Source organism: Streptomyces milbemycinicus (assembly GCF_002154605.1).
Classification (GTDB): domain Bacteria; phylum Actinomycetota; class Actinomycetes; order Streptomycetales; family Streptomycetaceae; genus Streptomyces; species Streptomyces milbemycinicus.
In genome coordinates, this window is the sequence record NZ_MUNE01000800.1 from 1 (window position 1) to 4,770 (window position 4,770).

Below are 4,770 nucleotides of genomic sequence, written 5' to 3' on the forward strand. Positions count from 1 at the left end.
CTGCGCGCCGAGCGGCCGGTGCCAGGACACCGGCCGCTCGGCGCGCAGCAGGGCGAAGGACCGCTCCCGCTCCTCGGCGGTCTGCGACCAGAAGGCCAGGGACGACAGGTCCACGGAGTCATAGCGCTTCTCACCGGCGTGGACGGCGCGTGGGGCATCCATCTTCCCTCCAAGGGCTGACCTGGGAGCGGCGGGTGCGGTTCACCGCCGATGGCGGACAAGGAGCCGGAGTGCTTGGCGAACCCTTGTCCTCTGCCCGTTCCGTCCTGAGTGGCGGTCGACAACGATCGGAGCCTCCCGCGCATCCGATACGCGTACGTGTATGGGGACCGGCTCAGGCCCCGCCCACCGCCAACTGCGCGCCGTCGCTCGGGTTTTCGGCTCCGGTCGTCGTTTCCGCCTCGGCCTCGCGCTGGTCGTACGCGGCTCGCGCCGTGGCGATCTCGTCCTGGTGGTCCTCGGTCCAGGTGACGAGCGCCTGGATGGTGTCGTGCAGCGTCGCGCCCAGCGCGGTGAGCTGGTAGTCCACCCGCGGCGGGACGACCGGATGCACCGTACGGCGCACCAGCCCGTCGCGCTCCAGCTGGCGCAGTGTCACCGTCAGCATGCGCTGGCTGACCCCGTCGATCTCGCGCCGCAGCTCGGTGAAGCGCATGGTGCGGACGTCGAGCAGGGCGATGACGAGCAGCGACCACTTGTCGGCCACGCGGTCGAGGATCTGACGGACTTCACAGCCCTCCCGGGTGTCCCACTGGCGGACGTGGTCGTCGTCGGTTCCCGTGCAGTGACTCGGTGACTTCAAAGTGCCTTCTTCCATGGTCGTTCAGGGTGCATCAGGATCGAGACGGTAACAAGAGGGAACTGACAGGCGTCCCGGTAACCGCGTGCGACGCGCTCTCTCTTCTTCCCCTCTTCCTTCTTTCCTGTTTTAAGGAGCTGTGCTGTGTCCACGTCGTCCACGTCACCGCCGCGGGAGACGGCCCCCGAGCCCGGCGCCGGCCGCTTGAACCGCCGCGGCTGGGGTGTGCTCTTTGTGCTGTGCGGAGCGATCTTCCTGGAGGGCATCGATGTGGCCATGCTCAATGTGGCCCTGCCGTCGATCCGCGCCGACCTGGGGATGTCCACCGGTGAGCTGCAGTGGGTGATGAGCGCGTACGTCGTGGGCTACGGCGGGTTCATGCTGCTGGGCGGAAGAGCGGCGGACCTCTTCGGCCGGCGACAGATGTTCCTGCTCTGGCTCACCGTCTTCCTGCTCTTCTCCGGTCTGGGCGGCTTCGCCGACGACGGGCCGACGCTCATCGTCGCCCGCTTTGTGACGGGGGTCGCAGCCGCGTTCATGACTCCGGCCGGACTGTCCATCATCACGACCGGCTTCGAGGAGGGGCCGCAGCGCGACAAGGCCCTCCTGATCTACTCCGGCACCGCGGCCGGCGGCTTCTCCATCGGCCTGGTCGTCGGCGGGCTGCTGACCTCGGCCGACTGGCGCTGGGTGTTCTTCGCGCCCGTGGTCCTGTCGTTCCTCATCCTGGTCGCCGCGCTGGCCCTGGTCCCCAAGTCCCCGCGGCCCGACCGCACCGGACAGCGCGTCGATCTGCTCGGGGCGCTCACCGTGACCGGCGCGATCGTGCTCCTCGTCCTCGCCGTCGAACGCGCCGCCCACACCGGCCTCGGCCAGACGCTCTCCACCCTCGCCGCCGGCCTCGTACTCCTCACTGTCTTCGTACTGACCGAACGCCGGGCGGCCGCGCCGCTGGTGCGGCTGGGGATCTTGCGCAGAGGTGCCCTCGTACGCGCCAACCTCTCCGCGCTGTTCTTCGCCGGCGGTTTCTTCGGCTTCCAGTTCATCGCCGTGCTGTATCTGCGGGAGCTGCGCGGCTGGTCCACGGTCGAGACGAGCCTCGCCCTCCTGGTGATCGGCATCGACGCCGCGCTCTCACCCACGCTCACCCCCAAGCTCGTCGACCGCTTCGGCAACGCGCGGGTCGTATTCGGCGGCCTGGTGCTGGCGGCGCTGTCGTACGCCCTGTTCCTGCCGGTCGGCGAGGACTGGACGTACGCGGCGATGTTCCCCAGCTTCATCGTCCTCGGCCTGGCCTTCTCCCTGGCGTACGGCCCGCTCACCATCATCGCGACCGAGGGCGTCCGGGAGGAGGAACAGGGCCTGGCCGGAGGGCTCCTCTACACCTCCTTCCAGTTCGGCGCCGCCCTCGGCCTGTCCACGGTCACCGCCGTCAACGTCGCCGCCACGGGCGAGGACGGATCCCCGCAGGCCCTGCTCGACGGCTACCACGCCGCCCTGCTCGTCCCGCTGATCGCGGCCGGGGTGGCCGCGCTCATCAGCGCCTTCGGCCTGCGCGGCCGACCCCGTGACGGGGCGGTGGCGACATGACGCTGAAGGTCGGCTCCTTCTCGGAAGTGGAGCGCGAGTTCTTCCAGTGCATCGGCGATATCGCGTACGCGACCATGATCACCGATCTCCACCTGGGTCGAGGACGAGCCGACCAAACGGTACGCCTGGGAGCTCTACCGCAAGGGCAGCCCACCCGGCGTCGGCTACGACCCCCGCGGCTGCTGGCGCGGCGGACCGACGGATCCGGAGTACCACGTGGTGCGCATCGAGCCGTGGCGGGTGCAGGTGCTGCGCGGTACGGATTTGCGCAGCAAGATCTGGACGGCGGAAGGCGGCGCGTAGCGGCCCCGGCCCTTGGTGCGTCCCCGGCCGCGGCGGCCGGGGACGCGCTCCGCGTGTCTCGACGCGTCCAAGGCCAGTGCCGGTGACGCCCTCGCCGAGGACTTCGCCACGACGTGGCAACAGGTGGTTCGGCTGTCTCAAAAGCACCCTGGGCCGACGCGCTGACCGGGAGATTCAAGGATCGCCAATAGTTCTTACAAGGCGGAGCCCTCAGGCTCATCGATGAAGCCGGGAGCGGCCTTCGGCTGCTCTTGAAGGATCGCAGGAACACCTGACTTGTTGTCAGGAAGCCCGTCGGACGGCGCAGCCCATCCTTGCCGTTCGGCCGCGTACCGCGTCCCGAGGGACCACGATGGGAGTCACATGCGCAGGAAGATCGCGACACTGGTCATTGCCGGGGGTGCCGTCATGGCGCTCGCGGCACCCATGAGCACGGCCCAGGCAGTCTCCACCACGAGCCAGGGCATCACCAGATCATGCACCACCTGGTATGACGCCAATACGTTCGGCAGCGGCTGCAAGGGGGGTGCTGGGGTCTTCTTCATGTACGCCTCGGCACAATGCAAGGACGGTAAACAGGTGTTCGGCGAGGAGGTTTTGATCACGGCCAGCAGCAGCTACGTCTGGTCGTACGCCGACTGCTCCGCACATGGCGGATATGAGATCGGCACGGGCCGTTACTCCATCGAGGGCGGACACGGGGTCTCGGTACGAATGCGCTAGTTCGGTCAGGGTGATGCCGACGATCAGTGTGATGAGGTCGGCGATGGTGACGCCCAGCTCCACCGCGCCGTGCTGCACGGCGCGGTGGAGCAGTGGAGCCCCGCCTCTTCCAGCGCGGCCGAGCAGGAGTTCTCGTACAGCGGGTCGGGCATGGAGAACTCCCCCCTCCATGGCGTTCCTGTTCCCGGCCTGACGCTGGGCACCCGCGGTGTTTTGCGCGAAGTCCGCACGAGCAGCACTTTCTTGAGCGCTCGATCCAGATAGATTATGGTGAACGCATGGCAAGGACCCGGGAGTTCGACACCGAGGCGGCGGTGAGCCGCGCGATGGAGCTGTTCTGGGCGCGCGGATACGAGGGCACCTCGGTGCGCGACCTGACCCGCCACCTCGGGATCGGGCAGGGGTCCCTGTACGCCGCGTTCGGCGACAAGGACGGCCTGTACCGGGCCGCGCTGGAGTATTACCGCACCACGTTCGCGGCGGCCGCGCTGCGCAGCCTCGACGAGGGGGCGGACGCCCGGTCGGCGATCCGTACGATGCTGGTCGAGCGGGTCCGGATCGCCGCCGAACACGACGGCCGGGGCTGCCTGATGATCAACGCCGCCTGTGAACGCGTACCGCAGGACGCGGCGACCCGGCGCACCGTGCGCGACGTGCTGGGCGCCAGCCAGGACGCGCTCGCCGAAGTGCTGCGGGTGGCGGCGGAGCGCGGTGAGATCGCGGCACGGCGCGATCCGCACACCCTCGCCGCCTTCCTCGTCACCTTCCTCAACGGACTGCTTGTCTCCTCGAAGATCACACCGGACCCGCGCGCCCTCGAACCCCTTGTGGAGATCGCGCTGGCGACCCTCGACTGACTTTTTCATGCCCTCAATCTGTATCGGGCGATCCAGAAAAATTGTCGACACCGGAGGACCCATGCCCCCCTCGCAGACTTCGACCACTCCCGCCCTCGGCGGCAGCCGATGGAACACCTTCCCGGCGACGGGCACCATGACCGCCCGCGAGTTCTTCACCGGCACCGAACCGCTGCTGCAGGGCGTCATCGACGCCCTGCAGAGCGTCGACCGCGAGATACTCGGTGCGCAGATCCGTGCGACGCTCGGCCTCGGCACCCGGGAGACCTCGCTGCCACTGGCCATCGGCCCCGACGCCGCTTCGGCGACCCGCGAACTGGGCACGCAGGCCGAGGCCATCGGCCAGGAGATCGCCTCGTGGGCGACAGCGGCCGTGGACCGGCTGCTCACCCACCGGATACCACTGCCCGCGGGCCCGCTCGTGGTCCGCAGCCACTGCTACGGCCACCTGCTCACCCACCCCGCGACCGACCTGCTCATGGGCCGCCGCGGCGGCCC

The 4,770-nt window shown here is 69.0% G+C and carries 5 protein-coding genes and 1 pseudogene; 4 read left to right on the forward strand and 2 right to left on the reverse strand.

What is annotated here, in order from left to right; translation table 11 throughout:
- Positions 1-334: 334 nt before the first annotated feature.
- On the reverse strand, positions 335-817 hold the full coding sequence (locus tag CCN51_RS46570; protein ID WP_055414032.1) for a winged helix-turn-helix transcriptional regulator: 483 nt from the start codon (positions 815-817) through the stop codon (positions 335-337).
- A 186-nt stretch (positions 818-1,003) separates the two neighbouring features.
- Here CCN51_RS46570 and CCN51_RS46575 point away from each other — a divergent pair, with 186 nt between their 5' ends.
- Positions 1,004-2,389, forward strand: coding sequence for an MFS transporter (locus tag CCN51_RS46575; protein WP_055414310.1), 1,386 nt, complete (start codon positions 1,004-1,006; stop codon positions 2,387-2,389).
- 666 nt (positions 2,390-3,055) lie between these two features.
- Positions 3,056-3,415: a hypothetical protein gene (locus CCN51_RS56180; protein ID WP_014180284.1), complete on the forward strand. Its 360-nt coding sequence runs from the start codon at positions 3,056-3,058 to the stop codon at positions 3,413-3,415.
- Positions 3,416-3,438: 23 nt separating this feature from the next.
- Here the strand turns inward: CCN51_RS56180 and CCN51_RS59480 are convergent, their stop codons facing one another.
- Positions 3,439-3,567 carry a hypothetical protein gene (locus CCN51_RS59480; protein ID WP_264349506.1) on the reverse strand — a complete coding sequence of 43 codons (129 nt, stop codon included), beginning with the start codon at positions 3,565-3,567 and terminating at the stop codon, positions 3,439-3,441.
- A gap of 126 nt (positions 3,568-3,693) precedes the next feature.
- Between CCN51_RS59480 and CCN51_RS46590 the strand changes: the two genes are divergently transcribed.
- Both CCN51_RS46590 and CCN51_RS46595 read left to right on the forward strand, forming a co-directional pair.
- The gene (locus tag CCN51_RS46590; RefSeq protein ID WP_014180285.1) at positions 3,694-4,272 is read left to right on the forward strand and encodes a TetR/AcrR family transcriptional regulator; all 579 of its coding nucleotides are present in this window, start codon (positions 3,694-3,696) and stop codon (positions 4,270-4,272) included.
- A gap of 61 nt (positions 4,273-4,333) precedes the next feature.
- Positions 4,334-4,770, forward strand: a pseudogene (locus CCN51_RS46595) (hypothetical protein); the annotation flags it as partial.